The sequence below is a fragment of the Enterococcus sp. 2STP genome (genome assembly GCF_032465635.1).
Classification (GTDB): Bacteria; Bacillota; Bacilli; order Lactobacillales; family Enterococcaceae; genus Enterococcus_B; species Enterococcus_B lactis.
On the sequence record NZ_JAWDJH010000013.1, the window covers coordinates 240,296 to 264,519 of the forward strand.

The following is a 24,224-nucleotide window of genomic DNA, read 5'->3' on the forward strand; positions in this document are numbered from 1 at the left end:
AAGGTTGCCAAAAGAAGCAGATTCGACAAATCCTTTTTGCCTTTTTATCGGCTATTCTTCTATATTGGTTACATCAATATTCAATTCGAACAATTGTAAAGGTGAAACCATACTTGGTGCATCACTCATCACATCGGCTGCTTTTCCGTTTTTAGGAAAGGCAATGACTTCACGAATATTGTCTTCCCCTGCTAATAACATTGCAAAACGATCCAATCCTAATGCAATGCCGCCATGTGGAGGGAATCCGTAATCTAAAGCTGTTAGCAAGAAACCAAATTGTTCTTCCATTTGTTCTTTTGTAAAGCCTAAAGTTTTCAACACTTTTTCTTGAAGTTCCCGAGTATGGATCCGGATAGAACCTCCACCTAGTTCATAACCGTTCAAGACGATATCATAAGCTTCTGCATAGACTTTTGCAGGGTCTTCAGCTAGTAATGGGATATCTTCTGCTTTTGGCATCGTGAATGGATGGTGAGCAGAGACATATCGACCTTCTTCTTCTGAAAATTCAAATTGAGGCCAATCAGTTACCCATAAAAAATTGAATTTGGATTCATCGATTAGTTCTAATTCTTTTCCTAAACGTGTTCGGATAGCCCCTAATGCAGCAGCGACGATTTCACTTTTATCTGCGCCAAACATCAGCAAGTCACCTGGTTCTGCATCTGTTGCTTTGATGATTGCTTCTGTTGCTTCTCCCATGAATTTAGCAATCGGGCCTTTCAGACCGTCTTCTTCCACTTTCAGCCATGCAAGTCCCTTAGCTCCGAATTGCCCTACATATTGTCCTAACTGATCCATATCTTTTCGTGAGTAGCGATCTGCAGCGCCCTTCGCATTCAATGCTTTCACGACTCCGCCGTTTTCAAGAGCCATTTGGAAGACTTTGAATTCTACTTCTTTGACTGTTTCGCTTAGATCGATCAATTCCATTTCAAAACGTGTATCCGGTTTGTCGCTGCCGTAGCGAGCCATTGCTTCATCATAGGTCATACGGGGAAATGGCAATGCGACTTCGATGCCGCGAACTTCTTTCATTACCTTCGCAATCAATCCCTCTGTGTAGGTTTGGATTTCTTCTGCTGTTAGGAACGTTGTTTCAATATCTACTTGCGTAAATTCAGGCTGACGATCTCCACGTAAATCTTCGTCACGGAAACAACGAACGATTTGATAATAACGGTCGAACCCAGCATTCATCAGCAATTGTTTGAACAGTTGAGGAGATTGCGGCAACGCATAGAAATGTCCAGCATGGACACGTGAAGGAACTAAGTAGTCTCTTGCGCCTTCTGGTGTAGATTTTCCTAGGTAAGGTGTTTCAATATCTAGAAAGTCATTATCGTCTAAATAATGACGAATCGCTTTTGTTGTCGCATTTCTCAATTTGATGTTTTTAGTCATTTTGGGACGTCGCAGATCCAAATAACGATATTTCAAACGTATTTCGTCACTGATTGCTTGATCATCTTCAATTTGAAATGGCGGTGTTTTTGCTTGATTCAAAATCACGATTTCACTTGCAATCACTTCAAATTCACCAGTGGCCATTTTAGGATTTACTGCATTTTCACCGCGTCTTCTGACTACCCCAGTTACTTCGATCACGTATTCACTGCGGCATTTATCTGCGATTTCCCATGCTTCTTTGTTGATTTCAGGATTGAAGACGATTTGAACGATTCCTTCGCGATCACGTAGATCGATAAAGATTACTCCCCCAAGGTCTCGTCTTTTTTGTACCCATCCTTTTAATGTAACTGTTTGTTCTAATTGTTGTTCGGAAACTAATCCGCAATAAATCGTTCTTTGTGCCATTTCTTTTTTCCTCCTACTCGAATAAAGTCATTTCATCATAGACTTCATCAAAATGCTCATATATTTCTTCTAATGGAAAACTTTTTTCTTTTCGGCTTGCCATTGCTTTGACATTGATCGTTTGGCTAGCAAGCTCATCTTCACCGATCACCAATACTAATTTGGCATTCGCTTTATCTGCTGTCTTAAATTGTGCTTTTGCTTTACGGTTCATGAAGTCGCGGTCAGCTGAAAAACCGAAGTTTCGAATCGCTTGGACCACTTTCAATGCTTCGATATTTGTTTCGTCTCCGAGTGCGACCACATAAGCATCTAACTCATTAAATGCAGGGATAACTACTTCCTCTGCCTCCATAGTCAAGAGTAATCGCTCGATACCCATTGCAAATCCAAAGCCAGGTGTTGAAGGACCACCCAGTTCTTCCACTAGATTGTCATAACGTCCGCCTGCGCAAATCGTTGCTTGTGCCCCCATTTTCGGTGCGTCACTCATGATTTCAAAAATCGTATGCGTATAGTAATCTAATCCGCGAACCATGTTACTGTCGATTTCATAAGGAACAGCCAATGCATCCAGCATGGAAACAACGGTATCAAAATGTTTTTGAGCAGGTTCGCTTAAATAATCTAAGATAGATGGCGCATCTGCTACAAATTTTTGATCTCGTTTGTCCTTACTATCCAACACACGCAATGGATTTTCGTGAAGACGGCGTTTAGAGTCTTCACTCAACTCTGCTTCAAAAGGTAAAAGATAATCGATTAATGCTTGACGATAGGCTTGACGTGTGTCTTTATCACCCAATGAATTGATGACTAGACGGATTTGCGTGATTCCCAACTGTTTGAAGAAATCGAGTGCCATCACCATGCTCTCCACATCTGTTGCAGGATTCTCTGATCCAAATGCTTCTACTCCGATCTGATGGAATTGACGTAACCGTCCTTTTTGCGGACGTTCGTAGCGAAACATTGGTCCCATATAAAAAGTTTTGAACGGTTTTGCATACTCTGGACCGAATAATTTATGCTCAACAAAAGAACGAACGATTGGCGCTGTACCTTCTGGTCGAAGCGTCACATGACGTTCCCCTTTGTCATAAAAATCATACATCTCTTTTGAAACGATATCCGTCGTATCACCTACACTGCGGGATATCACTTCATAATGTTCAAAAATCGGTGTACGCATTTCATTATACTGATAATCTCTGAACAATAAACGTGCTGTTTCTTCGACAAACTGCCATTTTTCTGATTCGCCTGGCAAAATATCATTTGTTCCTTTTGGTCTTTGGAAACTCATAGTTTTCTCTCCCTTTCTTAGCTATGTAAATAAAAAAATCACCCTTGTTCATCATGAACAAGGGTGAATGAAATTCATACACGGTACCACCTAATTTTGAAAGATTTCTCTTTCCTCTTACGAATAACGCTCGTACGCGGGACGGCTTTTCACTCGTCCATCTCCAGAGTGTCTTTGGGCTAATGAAACTTTGGATCATTTTCAGCCTCGATGATCCTCTCTTGTAAAGTTTCAAAAACTTACTCGCTCTTTCATTGACATTTCGATATTACTTATAACCTACTAAAAACCAATCTCAAAGTCAAGAGTTATCTGACTATTTTCCCTCACAAAAACGTTTTAGTTCAGCTTTTTGTTCTTTTGTTTTAGACTAGAAAAAAAGGAGGAATCAGCTATGGCAGAAATAAGAATCGGACATTCACAAGTCTACGCAGAACAGCTTGGACTAGGAGCAAATGCCGTTGGGGGACACAATCTTTTTGACGGTTTGGAAGACGAAACAGGAAAACAAGTGGTTCGTACAGCTTTGAATAGCGGAATCAATTTGATCGATACCGCCTATGCTTATGGAAACGGCCGTTCTGAAGAACTGATCGGTGAGGTATTGAAGGAAAAAGAATATGATCGTTCACGTATCGTCATTGCTACAAAAGCTGCTCATGTGCCAAATAAAGGACGAACATTTGACAATTCACCCGAGTTTCTCAAACAATCGGTGGAAGACGCACTGAAACGTCTGCAAACTGATTACATCGACATTTTTTATATCCACTTTCCGGATAAAAGCACCCCAAAAAATGAAGCAGTTGCTGCATTGCATGAATTGAAAGAAGCAGGAAAAATCCGAGCAGTTGGTGTATCGAACTTCACGTTAGAACAATTGAAAGAAGCGAATACAGATGGATATGTCGATGTAGTAGAAGATAAATACAGTTTGATCCATCGGCAGGCTGAAAAAGAATTATTTCCTTATCTTGAAAAAAACAAAATCAGCTTTGTCCCCTATTTTCCTCTTGCTTCCGGTTTACTGACAGGAAAATATGAACGTGGTCAGGAAAAACAATTCAGCGAAGGAGATCCTCGAAAAAGCAATCCGGATTTTCAAGGAGAACGTTTCAAAGAAATTTTAGCCGCTGTCGACATACTTCGCCCCATTGCTAAAAGATACCAAGCTACCCCTGCGCAACTTGTTCTAGCCTGGTATATGAAGAATCCGAGAGTGTCTGTAGTCATACCCGGAGCTAAACGTCCAGAGCAAGTCTCTGACAATGTCCAAGCTTTAGATTTGCATTTATCCAGTGAGGATTATCAAACCATTGATGAAGCATTTCACGGATTTTGAGCAATTGACCTTATCCACTTATAGTAGTATGAAAAAAGGAAGATCAAACAGTGCTGATCTTCCTTTTTTCGATAAGTTTATACTAATCTAATTCTTATAAAGTAGCGCTCGGCTGTTTGGATAAGTCGGAAACTGATTGAATGGGATCGTCCAGTCTTGTTCAGGTACAGAGAATTCAAACTTGTTTACTAACTGATCGGAAAACACACGTAGGCTGTGGAGAGTGATCCATTCTCCTGCGCAGCGATGCATTTGTCGAAAATCTCCTCCACCTTGTGCAATCATCTCATATTCTTCTTTATATGAAATATCTTTTGCTTTTCCTAAATATCGTTTGATCATAAAGGAATCTGGTGCTTCAATCGTTCGTTCATCATGATCTGTTCCATACAAATCTAGAATGACCCAACTATCTTCTGGTATACGATAACCATCGACTTCTACTTCTTTCAGAGAAATCGCAGGTAACATCGGAAAGAACGGATAATAGCGTCTCATTTCTTGAATGAACGGATCTTGCAACGTAGAAAAGTCGTTTTTCAATTGTTGGTACAAATCAGGTCTGCTGAAAAGCGCGTGTCCCATCAACGCCGCCCATACAGTCAAAGCAACTGTCGGACGGATGATATTCAATAATTCAACAGCTGCTACTTCCAGAGGCAAAAGCTGTCCGTCTAGATCTGTGGCATTGGCAAATGCATACAATGCCACATTTTCTTTTCCAGCCACAGGATTTTTCCGAGCTTCCTCAATCAAACTTTGCGCCCATTTCTCTGATTTCTTGCGATTTTCGACACCTTTTATGTGATCAATCGGAGAAGTAAACGTTCCGCTGATCATGGAGATTTGATATTCTGCTAATTTTTCGACTTCATCCTTAGAAAGCAAAGATAAATTGATACCTGCCCACTCACAAATCGATGTAAAGAAAACCATCTTGCTTAAATCAAATAATTCAAATTGACCATGCTGTGTTTCAAGTGCTTGCGTCAGGTTCTTATCTAAGATACGATGATAATCTTCCATTCTTTCGGGTGTCATCAGATCCATAAAAATATTTTTCCGATGATGATGGGCAGCTCCATCCAAAGTCTGTACTCCACCTTGACCAAAAAGTGTCTTCAACACTAATTTTGGCATAGCACCTTTTCGTTTGAAATTTCTTGGGTCATAAAATATTTTTGCCGCTGACGATCCGTAGATCACAATAGCTTCTTTATTGAAAATCTTTGCTTTGACAACGGGAGCGTCTGCTTCATGACGTAACTCCTCCAACATGTTGTATCCCTTTTGATACAATCTTTTTAGATCCGTGATTTTGACATCTACTACTGGTACTTCTTTCATCTTCAGCAACCTCCTAAAAATAACTTGTATAATTTAAGCTTAACTTTTTTTCTGACTGCTGACAAAAGAAGCGCTTTTTGTAGACGAGAAAAAAGTCGCTTAAGTTAGAGTTTTTCAGTCTAACTTAAACGACTTGATTTATATTTCTTATTGATGAAAACCCACTGACTTTATTTGTTTTTAGAATCAATAATAATCGTTACAGGTCCATCATTGACGAGAGAAATCGACATATCTGCTCCGAATTGTCCGGTAGCGACTGTGATGCCGCGACTTCTGATTCCTTCATTGAACGATTCGTATAAAGGAATAGCTATTTCTGGTCGTGCGGCTTCCACAAAACTTGGTCGATTTCCTTTTTTCGTATCCGCAAATAGTGTGAATTGAGAGACACTTAAAATTTGTCCTCCTACGTCTTCTACACTAATATTCATTTTTCCTTGATCATCTTCAAAAATACGCATTTGTGCGATTTTTTTTACTAGATATTCCACATCTTTTGGCGTATCTGTTTCATGGATACCTAATAAAACGAGTAGGCCACAGCCAATTTTTCCAATCTCTTGCTGATCAACTGACACTGCCGCTTGACTCACCCGTTGAATGACTGCTCTCATATCTGGCCCTCCTATCCATTCGTCCGGCGTACACTGTAGACATCAGGTACTGCTTTGATTTTATCCACGATACTTTTTAGGTGGGACAAATTCTGGATACCAACCGTCAAATGGATTGTCGCCATTTTATCTTTATTCGTCCGAGCTTCGACGCTGTTGAGATTTTTCGTCAGCGCATTGACTGTTTGAAGTACATCATTCAATAAGCCTGAACGGTTATAGCCGTAGATTTCCAAGTCTGCATCATACTCTTTTCGTGTATTCGATGTATCTTCCCATTCGACTTCAATCAAACGTTCTGCTACATTTGGTTTATCAGGCTGAACATTCGGACAATCTCGACGATGGATGGATATCCCTCTGCCTTTAGTGATGTAGCCAACGATATCATCACCAGGAATCGGATTACAGCATCGGCTGATACGAATCAGTAAGTTTTCTACCCCTTGAATGACAACGCCACCTTCATGACGTACTTTCATTTTCTCAGGTTCTTTTTTCGGCTGATTCATGATTTCTTCTGCTTCTTGCTTTTGCTGCTCGATTTTTTGTTCTTTCCGTTCTTTTTCTGTCAGACGATTGGCCATCGTCAAAGGACTGACTTCCCCGTATCCTACAGCTGCATATAAATCATCTTCTGATTGATAGTTAAAACGATCAAGTGCTTCTTGAAGTTTGTTTTTTGTCAAAATATCTTTAGGTGTAAACCCTAAATCTGTAATACACTTGACCACAGACTCGTGACCTTTGATCACATTTTCTTCCCGATCTTGTGCTTTGAAGAAACGCTTGATCTTATTTCTTGCTTTGCTAGTTGCCACCAATTTCAACCAGTCACGACTTGGACCAAATGAATTTGGAGAAGTCATGATTTCTATGATATCCCCGTTTTTTAATTTGTAATCAAGTTGCACCATTTTGCCATTTACTTTTGCACCAGTGGTTTTATTACCGATATCTGTATGGATACTGTATGCAAAGTCCAGTGGTCCAGATCCTTTTGGCAGCTCAGTAACGTCTCCTTTGGGCGTGAAGACATAGACTTTATCACTAAAGATATCTCCTTTTACACCTTCCATAAATTCAGAGGCATCATAGCTTTCATCTTGGAGTTCAAGTATCTCATGGAACCAGCTTAATTGTTTCGTCATACCATCTGGTTCTACTTTTTCATTTTTTCCTTCTTTATACGCCCAGTGCGCAGCCACCCCAAATTCAGCAATTTCATGCATTTCCTGTGTACGGATTTGGATTTCTACTGGATTTCCTGCCGGACCAATCACTGTAGTATGCAAAGATTGGTACATATTAGCTTTTGGCATGGCAATATAGTCCTTGAATCTACCAGGCATTGGTTTCCATTTTGTGTGGATCGCACCTAATACAGCATAACAATCCTTGATTGAGTCTACGATTACTCGAATAGCTAGCAAGTCATAGATTTCGTTGAACTGCTTTTTCTGGTCTTTCATTTTACGATAGATCGAATAAATATGTTTTGGCCGTCCATAGATCTCTGCAAAAATCCCCAGCTCTTCTGTTGCTACTCGAATATCCTCAACAGTACCATTCACGTATTTTTCACGTTCTTCTCGCTTCGTCTGCATCAAATGAACGATACGGTAATACTGTTTTGGATTAAGATAACGAAGTGCTGTATCTTCTAATTCCCATTTGATTCGGCTGATACCTAAACGATGTGCAAGAGGTGCATAGATTTCTAAAGTTTCTTGAGCAATCCTTCTTTGCTTATCTTCTCGCAGATGTTTCAACGTACGCATGTTATGTAGTCTATCAGCTAATTTGACCATGATAACGCGTAAATCTTGAGCCATTGCCAGCAGCATCTTTCGATGGTTTTCTGCTAGCTGCTCTTCGTGGGATTTGTATTTTATTTTCCCTAATTTGGTTACTCCGTCTACTAACATAGCGACATCATCGCCAAATTCTTCTCTCAGATCTTCTAAGGTGACTTCTGTATCTTCAACAACATCATGCAAGAAGCCAGTAGCCACTGTATGGGGGTCCATTTTTAAATCTGCTAATATACCTGCGACTTGGATAGGATGGATAATGTAGGGTTCTCCTGATTTTCTAAACTGTCCGTCATGTGCAGCAGTCGCATATTCGCATGCTTTCTCAACAAATGCTACATGTTCGGGCCCCATATATTGACTAACGAGCTTTATGACACCGGGACCCGTTAAAATTTCTTCTTTTGGCACAGGAATCGATCCCCCTTTCTTTTTCGGTAAAACAGGAATCGGGACAAATATCTGTTTGATAGTTGCCCCAAAATCCGTGAAGTTATACATTTTTTTACGGAAATGTTCGCTTTTAAAAAGCTTTTTCAAACAATTTTTCGTATTCATTGTACAAATAATTGTTTCTATTATACAAATTGTTCCCTATTTTTTCAATTCTTTCCGTCGATACTCTTTTATTCTTGAAAAACGTTAGCTATGAGAGGGATCCATTAACTCCCATTGATAGCTAGCAGCACTTAATAAATAAAGAGGCGCTGTTTCTGTACGAAGGATTCTTGGTCCTAATCCACATAGTATCCCTTTGTGTTCTACGAAATAATCGATTTCCTCGTGGGATAAGCCGCCTTCTGGTCCAAAGACAGCTAAGATTCGACTGCCCGGTTTTGTTTCACTAAGAATTTTGGCTACATTTGATTTTTCGCCTTGCTTTGCTGATTCCTCATAAGCAACCAAGACCACGTCATAATCATCTAGCCGTTCAAATAAGTCACGTTTCGTTTCCAGTAACTCTACTGAGGGCACGATTTGCCGATGGGATTGTTCTGCTGCCTCTTGGGCAATCTTTTCAAGCCTTTGTTGTCGCTTCATGCGTTTCTTTGCATCCCATTTAACCACAGAGGCTGATGCCGGAAACCCAAGAAAAGCTTGTGCGCCTAATTCAGTGGATTTCTGAATAATCCAATCCAACTTTTCTCCTTTAGGATAGCCGCTCGCTATGGTTATCGAACTTGGCAATTCCTTTTGGTTTTCTTCTTTTTTAATTTCTTTCAGATAAACAGCATCTTCGGTGATTTTTGTGATTTCTGCAACAACGGCTATCTGATCATTGAATGCCAAAAAAACTTCATCTTTCGGTTCCATTCTCATAACCCGTACAATGTGATGATAGGTTTCCCCTTTTAAAATAAAATGGTCTTTTGGTTCATACGATTCTTTCAAAAAATATCGCTGCATCTATTCCACCTCTGGTTTTTTCAAAATAATTGCATACCAGTCTTTTTGTTGGAAAATTTGATCCACGATGAATCCTTGTTCTATCATAGCATCTAGAACCATTTGCTTCTTCTCTTCAATGATTCCTGAAACGATCAATGTCCCTGTTTGTTTTAGTAAACGCCAAGCATCCGGGATCATCAATAAGATGATATCTGCTAAAATGTTCGCAACGATTACATCACTTTCAATCTCGATTCCTTTCAAAAGATCATTAGCTGATACGTGGACATCTTTGGCTACTTCATTCATATCCATATTTTCTTTCGCTGAACGAACGGCTACTTCGTCTAAATCAAAGGCATAGACATCTTTCGCACCAAGATATTTTGCTGCAATACTTAGTACACCCGAACCAGTTCCAACATCTAGCAATGTTTCGCCACCACGCAATACTGTTTCTAGTGCTGTCAATGTCAAAGAAGTCGTCGGATGGGTGCCTGTTCCAAACGCCATACCTGGATCTAATGTGATGATTTTTTCTAGAGGATCTTCTGTCTGATAGTTTTCCCAGCTTGGCGCAACCGTCAGCATTCGCGTAATACGCACCGGATGATAATATTTCTTCCATGCTGTTGCCCAATTGCTTTCCTCTACTTCGCTAACAGTTACTTTGTTTTTTCCAATCGCTAGACCAAACTCAGGCAATTGCGTGATACGATCTTTGATAAAAGGCAAGATTTCCGGTAAAAAAGTCGTTTCTGGAAAATAAGCCATGACTAGCGCGCCTTCTTTCAACGATGTAAAATCATTTTTATCTAAAATTTCACCATATTGATCCGATTTAAAATGTTCAACATCTAAAGAGTCTTCAATCGCAACACCACTCGCTCCTGCCTCCATCAAAATATTAGCGACCGCTTCGACTGCTTCACTTTCGGTTTCTACTTTTACTTCATTCCATTTCATGTCTGTCACTCCTTAATAACTTGGGTACGGTAAATAAGTCTCTGTTTCATTTTGCTGTTTTGCTTCTACTAACTCTGCTAGTTTCTGATTATCCCAATGGAGTTCGAATACAGCTTCGTCATCATCTTCATCTAAAAAATCAAGCAAATCACTTTGCCCTTGTGCTAATACTTCATTCAAATATTCCACTAAAGAATCAGCTACTGATTTTGCCAACCCTTTTTTTCCTTCATAGGGGATTGCTGCTAGATAATTTTGTTCATCAAAAACAGATTTCTGAGGATTAAAAAGGAGTACGCCATCTTCAAATTCGATAATTGGTTCTTGCGAAACAATCCCTTCTGCATCATCAATCTCAAATTGTGCTTTATTTTCCGCAAACAAACGAACAACGATTTCGATCGTATGATTTTTTGTATCCCAATCTAAAGCCACATCATAGTCCGTCACTTGTTTTTCGATTATTTCATCTAAGTATGTTAATAGATCCTTCTTTTTCATTTTCTTTCCTCCAACCCCAATCTTCCTCGATTTGGTTTTTTCTTTGTAAAGAGATATATGGATTGCCAGACACAACAAAACGCAACGGCTTTTCTGTCCATTCCCCTTTGTTCGGGATACCGATCCTAGGCAAAGCATCGATTTTTTTTGGTATCTTCTTTTTCTCAAAAACTAAACGTAATGAACTATCTGCTATAGACTGACCGTAGAGTTCTTGAGGAATTGCTAATGCTTCCACTAATTTTCCAGGACCGTTGCTGATATCTGGACCAGTTTTTCCACCACGATTTTTACTCATTTGTTCAATCATTGCAGCTGGTTCGATTGCACGTATCATTACTCCTTGAGGAATCCCTTCTGGCTGAGTGATGATGTTCAAAATCCGATGAGTATGCATCGTGTAAAGGTAGATCGTACCTGGTTTTTCATACATTGCCCGCACACGTGGTGTTCTTCTTAAACCATAGCTATGGGCGGCCTCGTCTTCTGGACCTAGGTATGCTTCCGCGTCTACAATATATCCAGCTAATCTTCCTTCTGGTGTGTCATGCTCCAAATACATCCCCAATAAATCCCGCGCTACTTCCGGCGTCGTTTTATTCCAAAAAAATTCATCTATCTTTTGTTTATCCGTCATTTTTCTCACCTACTTTATCATACACAATATTAGTTGGATAAGCTATGAAAACAAAACAACAGAAGGCTGTTCTTTCTGGCTATATTACTAAATATGTTATAATTAAGGAACGTAAAAACAAGAAGGAGGAAAATCCTATGCAACAGCCATTGGCTTATCGCATGCGACCTCGAACGATCGATGAAGTCGTTGGTCAGCAGCATCTAGTCGGTGAAGGAAAAATCATACGCCGCATGGTCGATGCTCGCATGCTCTCTTCCATGATTTTATATGGGCCTCCTGGTACTGGAAAAACGAGTATCGCAAGTGCGATTGCCGGTTCTACTAATTATGCATTTCGCATGCTGAACGCTGCTACAGATTCAAAAAAAGATCTGCAGGTTGTAGCGGAAGAAGCTAAAATGAGTGGTACTGTGATTCTCTTATTGGATGAAGTACACCGATTAGATAAAACAAAACAGGATTTTCTGCTTCCTCATTTAGAAAGTGGCCGAATCATCTTGATCGGAGCGACTACTGAAAATCCTTATATTACTATCAATCCAGCGATCCGCAGCCGCACACAGATTTTTGAAGTCAAGCCATTAACAGAGCAAGACATCCAGTTGGCAGTGGAACATGCCTTAAAGGATAGGGAACGCGGTCTTGGTCAACAAGCAATTCAGTTAGATGAAGAGGCTCTTCTTCACCTTTCGCGTGCAACGAATGGCGATTTGCGTAGTGCATTGAATGGATTGGAACTGGCTGCACGATCGACTCCTCCAGATAAAGAAGGAAAGATTCATCTTACTCTGTCGATTATCGAAGAATGTGTCCAAAGAAAAGCTCTTACCCATGACAAAAATGGAGATGCTCATTATGACGTTATTTCAGCGTTTCAAAAATCGATTCGCGGAAGTGATGTGGATGCTGCCCTTCATTATCTCGCCCGTCTAGTTGAAGCAGGTGATCTGGCAAGTATTTGTCGTCGCCTGATGGTTATCGGTTATGAAGATATAGGTTTAGGCAATCCTGCTGCTGCTGCGCGTACAGTAAACGCTGTATTAGCTGCTGAACGATTAGGGTTACCTGAGGCACGTATCCCGCTAGCAGATGTCGTCGTTGATCTTTGCTTGTCGCCCAAATCCAATTCTGCCTATATGGCATTAGATGCAGCACTTGCTGATATTCGAGAGGGTAAAGCTGGAGATGTTCCCGACCACTTGAGAGATAGCCATTACAAAGGTGCGAAATCCCTCAACCGCGGTGTGGGTTATCAGTATCCTCATCATTTCGATCATGCTTGGGTCGATCAGCAATATTTACCAGATAGGCTAAAAAATGCTCAATATTACCAACCAAAGGATACAGGAAAATATGAACAGGCGCTAGGTCAACAGTATTACCGCATAAAAGAGTGGAAAAAACATCCCCCAAAAAATTAAACAAGAAAACGGTTCTATTTCTGCGAGCTCTCTCATTGCTCTTTTTAAATTCATATGCTACTATAGAGATGGGAAATCTGTGATGTTCGAATTGTCCTCTTTGTGTGTTGACCGAACATTTTTATTGATATCTTGGGACCCGTCTTGTGTCACTGCTGGTAACATGCCTTATCATTTGGTAGTTCGAAGCTACGACCATGGGACCCACCTGCTTGAATTCGCGGGATCAATACTACAGGACAAATAACGGCATTAACGGAGATTACCATCTTTTAAAGAATAAAGCAATTTGCTCTTGGCAAATTGCTTTTTCTATTTGTTGCTTATTTTGGAGGATTTGTTCATGATTAGGATTTTGATGATTATCGCCACTTTACTATTATTATTCGTTAGCTATTATTTATTTAATAAACAGGATATCTTTTTTGTATTGATCAAGAAAAATGACAAAAATCAAGGATTCCTACAATTTTATGGAGCTGCGTATGCTGTTTTAGGCGTTATGGGTATTTTAGCCGCTTTTTTCAATCAACGCTTCATCGCTTTGATCTTTTTATTGATCGTGATTCTCGTTTCTGCCACCTTCAGTATCCGCTTTGCAAAAAAAATTGCTGAACCAAAGCAGTAAATAATTCTCTTTTTCCACAAAGTGTTCTACAATAAAAGAGTACAACACGATTGACTTGAGGAGTGAATGCTTATGTTACAACAATACAAAAAAATCATGGTTGCCGTGGATGGTTCTGATGAAGCTGAATTAGCTTTTAAAAAGGCGGTCAATGTAGCTATCCGAAATAACGGAGAACTTCTATTAGCACATGTCATTGACACACGTTCTTTCCAAACCGTTTCATCATTTGATGGAATGTTGGCAGAACAAGCTACTGAAATGGCAAAGCAAACATTGGCAGATTATGAAAGCAACGCAAAGAAAGCTGGCTTGAATAATGTAACCTCTGTCGTAGAATATGGCTCACCAAAACAACTGATTGCGAAAGAAATCCCAGAAGATAATCAAGTAGACTTGATTATGTTAGGAGCTACAGGATTGAATGCTGTAGAACGTTTATTTATTGGTTCTGTTTCTGAATATGTTATTAGAAACGCGGCTTGCGATGTGCTTGTTGTTCGAACTGATTTAGAAAACCAATTGCCTCCTAAAAAAGACTAATTGATGAAAAGCTGTGTTTCAGAGGGGATCTCAAAAGTAAAACTTTTGAAGATCACTTGTCTGGACACAGCTTTTTTTGTTCTTCAAAAAATAAATTCGCTTATTGAGCGTCTTTCCTCTCACGATTCAAAGAATACTTGGATTCACTCACTTCTTTATATTCAGATCCTTCTGTGTAAAAAATAAAAAAGCATGTCCTCTTAGAAAACGGATATAAAATTATCCATTTTCTAAAGAGAACACGCGTGTATTTTTAGCCGCGCAAACGCTCCACGTCACGGGCAATCATTAGTTCTTCATCTGTTGGAATCACTAATACTCTTACTTTTGATTCTTTTGTAGAGATATCTACTTCTTCACCATGCAATTCATTCAACGCTGGATCGATTTCACAGCCAAACCAAGACATACCTTTAATGATTTCATTGCGTACATGTCCGTCATTTTCGCCGATACCAGCAGTAAAGACGATTGCATCGACACCATTCATCGTTGTCACGTATCCGCCGATATATTTTCGGATGCGATCCACGAAGATATCATAAGCTAAACGAATGTGTTCTTTTTCATAGTTTTTTTCAAGATCACGCATATCGCTAGACAATCCTGTTAGGCCTAGCAAACCAGATTTTTTATTCAAAACATTGATCATTTCATCAATATCAATCTCTAATTTTTCCATTAAGTATGGAAGAACAGCTGGATCGATATCGCCTGAACGCGTACCCATTGTCACACCAGCTAATGGCGTGAATCCCATAGAAGTATCCATGGATTTACCACCATTTACAGCTGTGATTGATACTCCGTTTCCTAAGTGGCAAGTAATGATTTTTAGCTCTTCAATCGGTTTGTTCAATAATTTTGCTGCACGTTCCGATACATAACGATGGCTTGTGCCATGGAAGCCATATTTTCTTACTTTGAAATCTTCGTAATAAGACACTGGCAAGCTGTATAAATAATTTTGCTTTGGCATTGTTGAGTGAAAAGATGTATCGAATACAGCTACGCTCAAAATGTCAGGTAAAATCTTTTTAAAGGCTTTGATTCCCATCAGGTTAGCAGGGTTATGCAAAGGAGCAAATTCTGCTAATTCAGCAATGCGTTCCATTACTCCCTCATCGATCACTACTGAATCCCCATAAGTTTCTCCTCCGTGAACAACACGGTGCCCTACACCGGTGATTTCATCATAAGAACTTAAAATTTGCAGTTCAATCAACTGATCTAACAGCATTTTTACTGCTACTTCGTGGTTTTCGATATCCATGATTTGTTCGAATTTTTGACTATCGCCGTACTTGATCGTAAAAATAGAATCTTGTAAACCGATACGTTCGACGATCCCTTTCGCAACTACGGTTTCTTCTGGCATTTGATATAATTGCCACTTCAAACTTGAACTCCCAGCATTGATTGCAATTGTTTTAGACATATGACTCTCCTTCTCGTTGAATGATTACAGAGCAGATGATTTCCAGTTTTTAAACTCGTTGAAAAATTCCGTCACCTTCTCTGGTTCTTTTAGTGAAGCAAGTTTCACAAGCAGTACTTCTTTTACTTGTTTTGCTTGTGGTCCTTTTTTCTGTAAGATCAAAATACTTTTTTGTGATTGTTTGTTGCGGAACAACTCATCTGGCAATTGAATCATTCCTTGAAGATAGCCTTCTTCTTTAAACCATTTTTTGATTTCTTCGCTTTGATCCGTTTCTAAAAAACCGCTTGGCATCAAAAACAAACCAAAACCATCCGGCTTCACGTATTTCATTGATTGCTCCAGCAATAAATGATGTGCATAACTGTGGCCTTCTTCGGTACTTGTTAAAAATTCTTTTGCTTTTTCGTCATTCGGATAATAACCGATCGGCAAATCGCTGATTGCAAAATCGACAGGATCGATTAATAAATCCTGCAACCCGTCTTGATGGAAGTATTGAACATTTGCTTGTGTCAAATCACTTGTAGAAGCTGCCACAGCCAACAATGTATCATCAATATCCACACCAAATCCTTCTGTTTGATACCCCGCATTCGATAGGTTTAAAAGAACTGTTAATAACAAGTTGCCCATTCCTGCCGCAATATCCAGAATCTTAACTGGTTCTTTTTTATTTGTGTATAGTTGTTCAATAAGAAAAACAAATAAAAAACCGATACTATCAGGAGTGAGTTGATGGTTCGCCTGCAGATGTTCTGTCTGGTTGCCCTTCAATAAAAGCAATTGAGACAATCTGCGCCATTCTTCTGGCTCGAAAGAAAGTTTTTTCAACTCTTCATAAAGAGCTGTGATCCGTTGGGTTGTCTCTTTTGTCGGCACTCCATCCACCACACGTACTTGATAATCATCTATTAGATTTTCTGCATTTTCGACATAGGCTTCTAAAAAGGAAGTTCCCAATGCATTCTGTAAAAGCTGAATAGCTTCCAGGTTCTGATTGAACCCTTGTTCCATTTTTTCTGGTAACATGGTGCACCTCATTTCTAGATATATTATAACAATTTTTTCACCTGTTTAATTCTATCGAACAATTGACAAAATTTCAATCGTTTTCACTGTTTTTTATTTGTGAAACGGCAAACATTTTTTTATTAAAAACAGTGTTATAACAGAAAAGAGGGCGTTTTCACGAACAATTCCTCATTCTGTACCAGTATCTGTATCATTTTTTACTTCTTCTATGAATCGAAAGATAAACGGCGAGACTTCTACCTCCAAGAATAGAGACTGTTGTACCCATTGATATGTTACAGATCCAGTTGTGTAGTAAAAAATCCCTTCCGACTTCTCAGCAAGTATAGACTGTTCCGATAGAGCCATCTGTTTCATTATTTTTGCTATATAATAATTTTTTATTCGTATATTCAGATCCATTGACAAACGATAGCTTTCTAATGCTGCCGTTAATAAAAACGTACATAAAAGAAATAAAAGCAACACAGAAAATAAAATAGAGCCCTTACAACATTTTCTATTGATCGTTTTTTGTCCATATGGCATATCCATCTTCTCCATTTTCAAAGTGTACATAAAAAGAAATTGTGTGTTCTTTTTCCAATAATTGAAGCTCAGTGATGCTTGTTAACATAGGTTGATGCCCGCCGGAAGTTCTTCTTTTACGTATCATCGTCTGATATCTTTCGATGATGTACTGTTTATCCTCTACAGTGTAATGCAATTGCTGATTTTTCACGGAAACATTGTGACTGCTGTTAAGTTCCTCTTCTAATTGTGCTAAAAATATCAGCCACTCTTTTTGATCTTTACGCTGCAGAAAGTCACTTACTTGGATGGTTTGCTGGATCAAAAGATTGAATGACAGCAATATACTGCTTACTATCATTAGTCCGATTAGACATTCAATCAGCGTAAATGCCGGGATTTCTTGTTTTTTCAATATTGATCGCTTCTTTCTCCATATTGACAAGCACTTTTTCGATTATTCCATTATTTTCGATAATTTGGATATCGTACATAATCATTTCTTCACTTCGCTCTGGTCTTTTGTGATATATCCGCTGTGTCTTGGTATCTTCGTAAACCATTCGAATAAGTAGCATTTCCTCCCCGCTGTTCTTTTCTGCCTGAAGTAAAAAAAGCTGACCAAAACTCACTAAGTACACACAGACGGAAGCAATCATCAGCGCTGTAAGGGACTCTAATAAAATAAACCCTTTTCTATTCAATTCTTTTTGTATAGCGTCCACTCCCCATCTGGAATTGATACGTAATCGTTTGCCCTTTTTCTTCCCAATAAAATTGATACGCTTTTAGTGAACTTTCATTTCCAGTTCCAGCCGCAAAAGTGATGGAAGCATGGCGTTTCAAGGTAATCTCATCAGGAATATCTAATACTTTCCAGCTCGCTTCATCGGGTTGCGACATACGAAAAATGATCTGATTTTCGTCATTGTTCCAATAAAAACCTGTTTGGATTTGGTTCACAATAGCGATTTTTTGAGTGGTATAGATTCGTTTTTCAAACTGGCTGAAAAATTGATAGACCGTCAATTCTTTCTTCCATGCAGAAAATGCGAGAACTGGGAAAGAAAGGATTGTGGTAAGCAATAAAATCAGTAAAAGTGACTCAAACAACGTATATCCTGATGCTAATGTTTTACCTTCAAGGTCGTTGGTAGATGTCTGCATGTTCTCGTTTGATATAGCCTTCATTCAATAATTCCTCCACAGTAGGGATTCTTCCATTATTTTGAAGCGCGTAGAGCTCTTTTTGTGTGTCTACCAACTGAATGATTGCTTCACGACTTTCTTGGTCTACATGATTCCTATAACGTGACAAATTAGGAACGAACAACAATACTAGTACACTGATGATCAGTAAAACGATCAGCATTTCGATTAATGTAAAACCGCTATAATAAGGTGTTCTTTTCTTTTTCATGGCAAGACCTCCTCGATACTTCCATAAACAGGTAATAAAACAGCAGCATAAACCAGTAAAATCAAAACCGCTACGCCCAAAAAAATAATTGGCTGAATAAAATGCAGCCAGTGCTGAAGTCGTTTGAAAAGCTGTTTTCTTGTCCATTCGCTGTAAAATATCAGCTCTTTCCCTAAATTTCCTTTTGCCTCTCCCTGCAAAATAATCTTGCTGAATTCTTCAGATAGAAAACGGTAATTCTGGAACTGATCAGCTAATGGTATACCGGCCTCCAATCCTTGTATCATCTTGGAAGCAAGGTGTTGAAGGAGACTTTCTTGTTTCGTCTCCTTCAAGCAAACGATGATTTGCCTTAATTCGAAACCTTCATGAAAAAGTTTGCCAATCTCTAACGACAAATAAGCAGATTGATACAAGGAATATATCGGCCCAATCACCAATTGTCTGCTGATCCATTCACTCCGATCAATAGGAGACAATTTCATCAGCCGATACCTTACTAGAAAAGTCAATAAAGCAACCACGAGGATAAATAGTAGAACGTACCAGTGAAAGACTTGTATCAGCTGAATCCCCCAATGCTCTTCCATAACCATCCCTGAACCAATAAGCTGAGGTAAAACGAGCAAACGCATACTAAATAAGATACCTAGCAAAAAGGTGAGCAATAGCATCGGATAGGCAAGCAGCTTTTTCAAATCATTGCGAAATCCTTCGACCAGACGAAGCTGCTTGGCAATTTCCAACAAAGTTGCCGGCAGATTCCCGTGAAGTTCAGCTAATTCGATCTGTACCAGTTGTTCTGCTCCATACCCTGTTTGCGAAAGTACTTCACTAAACGGTTGTCCTTCCTTTAGCTGATGTTGGATATTTGTCAAAATAGCAGGCTGGAACGAACGGATCGTGAGCAATAAATAAAGGGATTCTTGCAAACTAAAACCAGTTAAAAGCAGTTCTCCCATGGTTTGTGCAAACTGGTTTTGCTGGCTTCTTGTCAGTCCTTTAGAATAGTTCTGACTGCCAAGTTTTTTTCTGAGCTTCTTCATAGCTTTCCTCCCATGATTTTTTTACTGGTTCTTCCTCCATAAATTGATAACTCCACAAGACAGAAGGATGGTGATCGGCATCTTCCAAAAGTTCTTGATAAATGACTCCAGCTAAGCATTCAGATAGCTCTTCTTTTTTCTTTGTTAGTTCATGGATTCTGATCAATGTACCTTCAAGATTGCGTGCATGTACGGTTGCGAATACCCGATGTCCCGTTAGTGCAGCTCTTACCGCAGCATGTGCAGTTGATTCATCTCTTATCTCGCCAATGATCAACAAATCAGGGCGATGCCGTAATGCGAGCTTCAAAAGTGTGTCATAAGTCTGTGCTATTTTGGGATTGATCTGCAATTGCAGAAAGAATGGTTCTTCGATCTCTACAGGATCTTCGATCGTGATTACTTGCCGTTTTTCTTTCAAAGCCAACCGATACATCAATGACGTCTTGCCTGACCCGACTGGTCCGCTGAATAGATATAATCCACGTCTAGCGGTTTTCTGCAAAATAGTTGCAAAATCTCGAGAACTAAAGCAACGATGAGGTGTTTCAGAAATACCGTATAATAGCCGAATCACTAAGCTTTCTCGTTGAAGGTAATCTCCTACAGAAGACAGTCGTAACCGAACCTTCTGTTTTTCTAAAGAATAGGTCAATGCACCTAATTGAGCTTTTCTTTTTTCTCCGATATCCATTTGTCCCAAATACTTAAATCTTGAAATCAATTGCTGGCCATCTGCCGAAGATACTTCCTTCCAGAATGTTCGTTTTTTTCCATAGCGAAAATAGATGTAAAATACTTCTGAAGCTGGCAAGACATATACGTCTTGGGCATGTTTGGCGAAACTTTCACTTATCATTTGATCGGATAATCGTTTTATTTCCATTATTCTCCCCTCCACAAAAAACATACGTCTTTTTGAACTTTTTGTTTCAAATAAAATGAATTTATTAAAAAACATTGGCAAAAAACGAATTTATGTTATACTTATAAAAATTTATCTTGGGAGGCATTCCATTGGAATCAACATTAAAGAAATACATCGAAGTAGCAAGTAAAAAAAAGCCCGCTGATCTAGTGATCAAACAGGCTAAGATCGTCAATGTCTTTACGAAAGAGATCATGGAAAAAGATGTAGCGATTTACGAAGGAATGATCGTAGGGATTGGTGAATACGAAGGAAAAAGCGTACATAATGCTGAGGGGCAATATCTAGTACCAGGATTCATTGATGGCCATGTGCATATTGAAAGTTCACTTTTATCACCAAGTGAATTTTCAAAAGTATCCTTGCTTCATGGAGTCACTACTGTAGTAACAGACCCCCACGAAATAGGAAACATCGCTGGGAGTACTGGTCTTCAATTTATGATAGAAGACGCAAGACAAACGCTTATGAATATTTTCTTTATGCTCCCTTCTTGTGTACCTGTCACCCCATTTGAGACAAATGGTGCAAATCTAAATGCCAAAAATCTGGCACCTTTTTTACAAAATCCCGAAGTTTTAGGTTTAGCTGAAGTCATGAACTATCAAGCAGTAGCAAATAATGAAGCAGATATCCTAGAAAAGATCCAGTTGATGCACCAGCATAAGAAAAAGATTGACGGACATGCAGCTGGTATCGGCATGGAAGAATTAAATGTTTATCCCGCAGCAGGTATTCGGACGGATCATGAAGCTACAACTGCAAAAGAGGCTAAAGAACGTTTGGATCTTGGTATGTATTTAATGGTTCGAGAAGGGACCGTTGCAAAAGATCTGGCCTCGCTACTACCGGCGATCACGCCTGATAATTCAAGAAGATGCTTCTTTGTCACCGATGATAAACTCATCAATGATTTAGTTAAAGAAGGATCAATTGACCATATCGTCCGTCAAGCTATTTCAATGGGAATTGATCCGTTACAGGCAATCCAGATGGCAACATTGAATGCAGCAGAATGTTTTGATTTGAAAACACTAGGTGCGATTGCTCCTGGGTATCAAGCTGATTTCTTCTTAACAGACGATCTTACCAAGCTGCCAATTCATGAAGTTTTCTATAAGGGAACATTGGTCGTCCAATCTGGTCAACTCGAAGACCATTTATTTGCTGATCATTCAAATCCATATACATGCTGTCTACCAAACCTAAATGCTCAACCATTGCATCCTCGTTCGTTAGAGCTGCTTCTCCCTTCTTCACAAGCCCATGTGATCGAAATTATCCCGAATAGTCTCGTCACGAACGATTTGGTAGAAAAAGTGGACCGACAAGGCGAACGATTCATTCCTTCAATCGAAAAAGACCAATTAAAGATTGCGGTGATCGAGCGTCACCATCAAACCGGAAATATTGGGTTAGGCATCGTAAAAGGATTTCAGCTGAAACAAGGGGCGATAGCGACAACGATTGCTCATGACTCTCATAATCTAGTTGTCGTGGGGACAAATGATGAGGATATGCTGTATGCTGCTAATCTTTTGATTCAAAAAGGTGGCGGGATGACTGTTGTCAACAAACAGAAGGAAATAGCTTGTCTTCCTCTACCGATAGGCGGCATCATGACACAGGAACCTTTTTTGGTCGTCAATGAACAGCTGAATGAATTAATAGCTGAAACACATCAACTAGGGGCAGCTAAAACCTTTGATCCTTTTTTGACACTTTCTTTCTTAACCTTATCTGTCATACCCGAATTGAAGATCACCGACAAAGGATTATTTTCATTCTCTCGATTCCAATTGATTCCACCTTGTTGAAAACCGAGGAAATAGGTATATCTTAAATCAAAAAAGTCCCAGAAAATGCACATGACAGATGTAATGTGTTTTCTGGGATTTGATTTATATTTTTATGAAAGTAAAAAGTTCATTCACAGACTTTTCTTTTTGGTCTTATCTTGAAATCGAGCTTCTACTCGATAAATACGTTGACCTTTCGAAGAAAATTTTTCTTCATACTCCGTCATAATATTGCCTTCAAATTGACTTTGATGCAAATCCAACCATACCTGTTTGAGGATCATGCCATATTGAGAAAAACTTGCCAGCGAATACTCAAACAATCCTTGATTATCTGTTTTGAAGTGGATTTCTCCATTTGGGCGGAGGATCTGTTCATCTACAGCAAGAAAAGTTTTGTATGTCAAGCGCCGTTTTTCATGTCGTTTTTTCGGCCATGGATCAGAAAAATTCAGATAGATCTGATCTACTTCGCTGTCAGCGAAATATTCTGTCAATGCTGATCCATCCACATGCAGAAGCTTCAGGTTAGGAAGCGGTTGTTCGATCAACTTGTCTAATGCTATAGAAACAACACTTACTTGCATTTCTACTCCAATATAATTGATTTCAGGATGGGCTTTTGCCATTCCAGTAATGAACTGGCCTTTCCCCATTCCAATCTCAATGTGGATTGGATGATCGTTTCCAAACAATTCATTCCATTTTCCCTTCCACAATGTTGGATCACTAATTACAAAATTCGGGTGAGCCGCTAACATTTCCGCTGCTCCCGGACGATTTCGGACACGCATTATTTATCTCCATTCCTTTCTCTAATTAAAAAGGTCTGGCCAAATCTCCGCAGAGTTTGGGCCAAACCTCAGCCACTGAAAATTCGTTTTAATTGTAAAATTTCTTCGTTCATTCGTCGATGATCTTCACGTTTGCAGTATCTAGTGATTTCTTGGAGCAAATTCATGGCCGCATACCAGTGAAACTTTTCAAGCATTTCGTCAGTCGGACGTATGCCATAACTGATCAGCCATTGATTCCAACTGGATAGAGGCACATAATTTCCTAAAATCGTTGCAATATCTACCGCAGGGTCTGCAAACATGATTGAATCCCAATCCACGAGATATAAATAATTTTTACATACTAACCAATTTCGATGATTTACATCTCCATGCACTACTGATAGATTTTCCTTATCTATCGGCGGGATCTGCTCACGAAGAAATCGATGGACGATTTGCAGAAATTGATTTTTCTGGAGTTCTTCTGGTAATTCTTTTTCATATTTTTGCAACATCTTCTCCGGCGTCATAACACGTCCGCCGATACGGGTCAGCATGGTTTTAAGAGAATTTGAATGATGTAAATGGTACAAAACATCAATTACGTCATTTCTTTGACCAATCTCATTAGGAGTTAGCAAGCGGCCTTCTAGCCATTCTTGTGCTGTCAAGGTATCGCCATTCCCCGTTCGTTTTGTCCAAACAAGTTTTGGTGTAATTCCTTCCCTTGAAAGAGCAGCCAACATCGGAGTCGTGTTTCGTTTAATAAAGACTTTGTCTTCATCACGCATGCCTATGTATGTTTTTCCTGTATCGCCTTTGATGGGACGTAACCGCCACTCTTGGTCTAACTGAAACTCCATCATGCATTCTCCCGTCCTCTTACTCTTTGTTTTGCAGTACTTATTATTCTAGTCGCCTGATCACTACACGT

Annotated in this window: 25 protein-coding genes and 1 other RNA gene; 6 read left to right on the forward strand and 20 right to left on the reverse strand. The window is 39.4% G+C overall.

The annotated features are described in order from the left end of the window. Positions 1–51: 51 nt before the first annotated feature. Positions 52–1,821, reverse strand: a complete 1,770-nt coding sequence (aspS, locus tag RWU19_RS05180) for an aspartate--tRNA ligase (RefSeq protein WP_123838216.1) — start codon at positions 1,819–1,821, stop codon at positions 52–54. Between the two features lie 13 nt (positions 1,822–1,834). After that, positions 1,835–3,127, reverse strand: coding sequence for a histidine--tRNA ligase (gene hisS, locus RWU19_RS05185; RefSeq protein ID WP_002291383.1), 1,293 nt, complete (start codon positions 3,125–3,127; stop codon positions 1,835–1,837). A gap of 394 nt (positions 3,128–3,521) precedes the next feature. Here hisS and RWU19_RS05190 point away from each other — a divergent pair, with 394 nt between their 5' ends. Next, positions 3,522–4,469 (forward strand): aldo/keto reductase, encoded by a 948-nt coding sequence (locus tag RWU19_RS05190; protein WP_024635141.1) that lies wholly within the window; start codon positions 3,522–3,524, stop codon positions 4,467–4,469. Positions 4,470–4,556: 87 nt separating this feature from the next. Here the strand turns inward: RWU19_RS05190 and RWU19_RS05195 are convergent, their stop codons facing one another. The 7 genes from RWU19_RS05195 to RWU19_RS05225 all read right to left on the reverse strand — a co-directional run bounded on the left by RWU19_RS05195 (position 4,557) and on the right by RWU19_RS05225 (position 11,740). After that, a complete protein-coding gene (locus RWU19_RS05195) occupies positions 4,557–5,816 on the reverse strand; it encodes a cytochrome P450 (protein WP_002291378.1) in 1,260 nt (419 codons plus the stop codon). 170 nt (positions 5,817–5,986) lie between these two features. Beyond that, positions 5,987–6,433, reverse strand: coding sequence for a D-aminoacyl-tRNA deacylase (gene dtd, locus RWU19_RS05200; protein WP_002291377.1), 447 nt, complete (start codon positions 6,431–6,433; stop codon positions 5,987–5,989). Between the two features lie 11 nt (positions 6,434–6,444). Then, positions 6,445–8,658, reverse strand: a complete 2,214-nt coding sequence (locus RWU19_RS05205; RefSeq protein ID WP_002315645.1) for a RelA/SpoT family protein — start codon at positions 8,656–8,658, stop codon at positions 6,445–6,447. Positions 8,659–8,889: 231 nt separating this feature from the next. Further along, on the reverse strand, positions 8,890–9,654 hold the full coding sequence (locus RWU19_RS05210; protein WP_002373058.1) for a 16S rRNA (uracil(1498)-N(3))-methyltransferase: 765 nt from the start codon (positions 9,652–9,654) through the stop codon (positions 8,890–8,892). Continuing rightward, positions 9,655–10,602, reverse strand: coding sequence for a 50S ribosomal protein L11 methyltransferase (gene prmA / locus RWU19_RS05215; RefSeq protein ID WP_123838217.1), 948 nt, complete (start codon positions 10,600–10,602; stop codon positions 9,655–9,657). 12 nt (positions 10,603–10,614) lie between these two features. Next, positions 10,615–11,103, reverse strand: a complete 489-nt coding sequence (locus RWU19_RS05220) for a DUF3013 family protein (RefSeq protein ID WP_002291366.1) — start codon at positions 11,101–11,103, stop codon at positions 10,615–10,617. Beyond that, positions 11,069–11,740: a DNA-3-methyladenine glycosylase gene (locus RWU19_RS05225; protein WP_024634688.1), complete on the reverse strand. Its 672-nt coding sequence runs from the start codon at positions 11,738–11,740 to the stop codon at positions 11,069–11,071. The genes RWU19_RS05220 and RWU19_RS05225 overlap by 35 nt, the downstream gene beginning before the upstream one ends. A gap of 137 nt (positions 11,741–11,877) precedes the next feature. Here RWU19_RS05225 and RWU19_RS05230 point away from each other — a divergent pair, with 137 nt between their 5' ends. The 4 genes from RWU19_RS05230 to RWU19_RS05245 all read left to right on the forward strand — a co-directional run bounded on the left by RWU19_RS05230 (position 11,878) and on the right by RWU19_RS05245 (position 14,335). After that, positions 11,878–13,164: a replication-associated recombination protein A gene (locus RWU19_RS05230; protein WP_123838218.1), complete on the forward strand. Its 1,287-nt coding sequence runs from the start codon at positions 11,878–11,880 to the stop codon at positions 13,162–13,164. Positions 13,165–13,235: 71 nt separating this feature from the next. Continuing rightward, positions 13,236–13,430, forward strand: a non-coding RNA gene (gene ssrS / locus RWU19_RS05235) — 6S RNA. Positions 13,431–13,507: 77 nt separating this feature from the next. Further along, complete coding sequence (locus tag RWU19_RS05240; RefSeq protein ID WP_002291361.1) at positions 13,508–13,792, forward strand: hypothetical protein; 285 nt, start codon at positions 13,508–13,510, stop codon at positions 13,790–13,792. 72 nt (positions 13,793–13,864) lie between these two features. Continuing rightward, on the forward strand, positions 13,865–14,335 hold the full coding sequence (locus RWU19_RS05245) for a universal stress protein (RefSeq protein WP_002291356.1): 471 nt from the start codon (positions 13,865–13,867) through the stop codon (positions 14,333–14,335). A gap of 253 nt (positions 14,336–14,588) precedes the next feature. Here RWU19_RS05245 and RWU19_RS05250 read toward each other — a convergent pair whose 3' ends face one another. The 9 genes from RWU19_RS05250 to comGA all read right to left on the reverse strand — a co-directional run bounded on the left by RWU19_RS05250 (position 14,589) and on the right by comGA (position 20,670). Beyond that, the gene (locus RWU19_RS05250; protein WP_123838219.1) at positions 14,589–15,773 is read right to left on the reverse strand and encodes an acetate/propionate family kinase; all 1,185 of its coding nucleotides are present in this window, start codon (positions 15,771–15,773) and stop codon (positions 14,589–14,591) included. A gap of 24 nt (positions 15,774–15,797) precedes the next feature. Beyond that, positions 15,798–16,805: a class I SAM-dependent methyltransferase gene (locus tag RWU19_RS05255; protein ID WP_002316844.1), complete on the reverse strand. Its 1,008-nt coding sequence runs from the start codon at positions 16,803–16,805 to the stop codon at positions 15,798–15,800. Between the two features lie 171 nt (positions 16,806–16,976). Then, positions 16,977–17,336, reverse strand: coding sequence for a competence type IV pilus minor pilin ComGG (gene comGG, locus RWU19_RS05260; RefSeq protein ID WP_086328504.1), 360 nt, complete (start codon positions 17,334–17,336; stop codon positions 16,977–16,979). Further along, positions 17,308–17,733 (reverse strand): competence type IV pilus minor pilin ComGF, encoded by a 426-nt coding sequence (comGF, locus tag RWU19_RS05265; RefSeq protein ID WP_002328904.1) that lies wholly within the window; start codon positions 17,731–17,733, stop codon positions 17,308–17,310. The genes comGG and comGF overlap by 29 nt, the downstream gene beginning before the upstream one ends. Further along, on the reverse strand, positions 17,696–18,043 hold the full coding sequence (locus RWU19_RS05270; protein WP_257243304.1) for a hypothetical protein: 348 nt from the start codon (positions 18,041–18,043) through the stop codon (positions 17,696–17,698). The genes comGF and RWU19_RS05270 overlap by 38 nt, the downstream gene beginning before the upstream one ends. Then, positions 18,015–18,485: a competence type IV pilus minor pilin ComGD gene (gene comGD, locus RWU19_RS05275; RefSeq protein WP_024634691.1), complete on the reverse strand. Its 471-nt coding sequence runs from the start codon at positions 18,483–18,485 to the stop codon at positions 18,015–18,017. The genes RWU19_RS05270 and comGD overlap by 29 nt, the downstream gene beginning before the upstream one ends. Then, a complete protein-coding gene (comGC, locus tag RWU19_RS05280; protein WP_002309938.1) occupies positions 18,460–18,738 on the reverse strand; it encodes a competence type IV pilus major pilin ComGC in 279 nt (92 codons plus the stop codon). The genes comGD and comGC overlap by 26 nt, the downstream gene beginning before the upstream one ends. Continuing rightward, the gene (comGB, locus tag RWU19_RS05285) at positions 18,735–19,784 is read right to left on the reverse strand and encodes a competence type IV pilus assembly protein ComGB (RefSeq protein ID WP_123838220.1); all 1,050 of its coding nucleotides are present in this window, start codon (positions 19,782–19,784) and stop codon (positions 18,735–18,737) included. Before comGB ends, comGC begins: the two co-directional genes overlap by 4 nt. Then, complete coding sequence (gene comGA / locus RWU19_RS05290) at positions 19,741–20,670, reverse strand: competence type IV pilus ATPase ComGA (RefSeq protein ID WP_070770152.1); 930 nt, start codon at positions 20,668–20,670, stop codon at positions 19,741–19,743. The genes comGB and comGA overlap by 44 nt, the downstream gene beginning before the upstream one ends. 131 nt (positions 20,671–20,801) lie before the next feature. On the opposite strand from comGA, the gene ade reads away from it, so the two are divergent. Next, positions 20,802–22,529 (forward strand): adenine deaminase, encoded by a 1,728-nt coding sequence (gene ade, locus RWU19_RS05295; protein WP_123838221.1) that lies wholly within the window; start codon positions 20,802–20,804, stop codon positions 22,527–22,529. Positions 22,530–22,642: 113 nt separating this feature from the next. On the opposite strand, the gene trmB is transcribed toward ade, so the two are convergent. Together trmB and RWU19_RS05305 are read right to left on the reverse strand one after the other, a co-directional pair. Then, positions 22,643–23,305, reverse strand: coding sequence for a tRNA (guanosine(46)-N7)-methyltransferase TrmB (gene trmB / locus RWU19_RS05300; protein WP_002315629.1), 663 nt, complete (start codon positions 23,303–23,305; stop codon positions 22,643–22,645). 68 nt (positions 23,306–23,373) lie between these two features. Further along, entirely contained in the window at positions 23,374–24,156 is a 783-nt protein-coding gene (locus RWU19_RS05305) for a phosphotransferase family protein (RefSeq protein WP_002291341.1), read from the reverse strand. Between the last annotated feature and the right edge of the window lie 68 nt (positions 24,157–24,224).

What these genes read in the sequence shown, in the direction of transcription:
- aspS (WP_123838216.1), bottom strand. Translation starts at nt 1,821, where the DNA reads ATGGCACAAAGAACGATTTATTGCGGATTAGTTTCCGAACAACAATTA.
- hisS (WP_002291383.1), bottom strand. Translation starts at nt 3,127, where the DNA reads ATGAGTTTCCAAAGACCAAAAGGAACAAATGATATTTTGCCAGGCGAA.
- RWU19_RS05190 (WP_024635141.1), top strand. Translation starts at nt 3,522, where the DNA reads ATGGCAGAAATAAGAATCGGACATTCACAAGTCTACGCAGAACAGCTT.
- RWU19_RS05195 (WP_002291378.1), bottom strand. Translation starts at nt 5,816, where the DNA reads ATGAAAGAAGTACCAGTAGTAGATGTCAAAATCACGGATCTAAAAAGA.
- dtd (WP_002291377.1), bottom strand. Translation starts at nt 6,433, where the DNA reads ATGAGAGCAGTCATTCAACGGGTGAGTCAAGCGGCAGTGTCAGTTGAT.
- RWU19_RS05210 (WP_002373058.1), bottom strand. Translation starts at nt 9,654, where the DNA reads ATGCAGCGATATTTTTTGAAAGAATCGTATGAACCAAAAGACCATTTT.
- prmA (WP_123838217.1), bottom strand. Translation starts at nt 10,602, where the DNA reads ATGAAATGGAATGAAGTAAAAGTAGAAACCGAAAGTGAAGCAGTCGAA.
- RWU19_RS05220 (WP_002291366.1), bottom strand. Translation starts at nt 11,103, where the DNA reads ATGAAAAAGAAGGATCTATTAACATACTTAGATGAAATAATCGAAAAA.
- RWU19_RS05225 (WP_024634688.1), bottom strand. Translation starts at nt 11,740, where the DNA reads ATGACGGATAAACAAAAGATAGATGAATTTTTTTGGAATAAAACGACG.
- RWU19_RS05230 (WP_123838218.1), top strand. Translation starts at nt 11,878, where the DNA reads ATGCAACAGCCATTGGCTTATCGCATGCGACCTCGAACGATCGATGAA.
- RWU19_RS05240 (WP_002291361.1), top strand. Translation starts at nt 13,508, where the DNA reads ATGATTAGGATTTTGATGATTATCGCCACTTTACTATTATTATTCGTT.
- RWU19_RS05245 (WP_002291356.1), top strand. Translation starts at nt 13,865, where the DNA reads ATGTTACAACAATACAAAAAAATCATGGTTGCCGTGGATGGTTCTGAT.
- RWU19_RS05250 (WP_123838219.1), bottom strand. Translation starts at nt 15,773, where the DNA reads ATGTCTAAAACAATTGCAATCAATGCTGGGAGTTCAAGTTTGAAGTGG.
- RWU19_RS05255 (WP_002316844.1), bottom strand. Translation starts at nt 16,805, where the DNA reads ATGTTACCAGAAAAAATGGAACAAGGGTTCAATCAGAACCTGGAAGCT.
- comGG (WP_086328504.1), bottom strand. Translation starts at nt 17,336, where the DNA reads ATGCCATATGGACAAAAAACGATCAATAGAAAATGTTGTAAGGGCTCT.
- comGD (WP_024634691.1), bottom strand. Translation starts at nt 18,485, where the DNA reads ATGCAGACATCTACCAACGACCTTGAAGGTAAAACATTAGCATCAGGA.
- comGC (WP_002309938.1), bottom strand. Translation starts at nt 18,738, where the DNA reads ATGAAAAAGAAAAGAACACCTTATTATAGCGGTTTTACATTAATCGAA.
- comGB (WP_123838220.1), bottom strand. Translation starts at nt 19,784, where the DNA reads ATGAAGAAGCTCAGAAAAAAACTTGGCAGTCAGAACTATTCTAAAGGA.
- comGA (WP_070770152.1), bottom strand. Translation starts at nt 20,670, where the DNA reads ATGGAAATAAAACGATTATCCGATCAAATGATAAGTGAAAGTTTCGCC.
- trmB (WP_002315629.1), bottom strand. Translation starts at nt 23,305, where the DNA reads ATGCGTGTCCGAAATCGTCCGGGAGCAGCGGAAATGTTAGCGGCTCAC.
- RWU19_RS05305 (WP_002291341.1), bottom strand. Translation starts at nt 24,156, where the DNA reads ATGATGGAGTTTCAGTTAGACCAAGAGTGGCGGTTACGTCCCATCAAA.